1 protein-coding gene and 1 pseudogene are annotated in these 824 nt (G+C 44.4%); both read left to right on the forward strand.

The window, feature by feature from the left end; all coding sequences use genetic code 11:
- A pseudogene (locus EQP46_RS24010) lies at positions 1-298 on the forward strand (alpha-amylase family glycosyl hydrolase); the annotation flags it as partial.
- A 156-nt stretch (positions 299-454) separates the two neighbouring features.
- Positions 455-824, forward strand: a 370-nt coding sequence (locus tag EQP46_RS24015) for a transposase (protein WP_476729645.1), incomplete at its 3' end; no start/stop codon positions are given.

An 824-nucleotide genomic window follows, 5' to 3' on the forward strand; every position in this document is an offset into this window, starting at 1 on the left:
TCGTCGGTCATTTCTCTGTGGCTATGATGAGCAAGCGCAACAAAGTTACGAACATCGTCGAGAGTGGATTGAAAAACGACTACTTGCACTGGCAGGTGCGTTTTGTATCGATGTATGCGCTTACGCCATCATGAGTAATCATTATCATGTGGTTTTGCATATCAATGCTGAAAAGGCAAAAGCGCTGTCAAATATAGAGGTGGTTGAACGTTGGCTCGCTTTTCATCATGGACCCGCGTTAATTCGACGCTTTATTCAGGGAGATAAACTGTCTGAGGCGGAAACTGAAAGGTGCAATGCAACAAGACAGGGACAGACACTCTAAGAAAACCATCACCTTATCAGTTGCATGCGTTAGTGCTTTCAGGCTCAAAGGTGCGTGGTAAAGATGAATGGATGGTTTCATAACGATATGCTTTTCATATTGTTCAGTTGCCATCCATTTTGAATCTCAATGACAAAAGCCCGCTCCTCCCTCATCAGTCTTGAAGCTACACCTTATTACCACTGCGTCTCACGTTGTGTTCGTCGGTCATTTCTCTGTGGCTATGATGAGCAAGCGCAACAAAGTTACGAACATCGTCGAGAGTGGATTGAAAAACGACTACTTGCACTGGCAGGTGCGTTTTGTATCGATGTATGCGCTTACGCCATCATGAGTAATCATTATCATGTGGTTTTGCATATCAATGCTGAAAAGGCAAAAGCGCTGTCAAATATAGAGGTGGTTGAACGTTGGCTCGCTTTTCATCATGGACCCGCGTTAATTCGACGCTTTATTCAGGGAGATAAACTGTCTGAGGCGGAAACTGAAAGGTGCAATG

It is taken from the genome of Enterovibrio baiacu, from assembly GCF_004120195.1.
In the GTDB taxonomy this organism is placed as follows: Bacteria; Pseudomonadota; Gammaproteobacteria; order Enterobacterales; family Vibrionaceae; genus Enterovibrio; species Enterovibrio baiacui.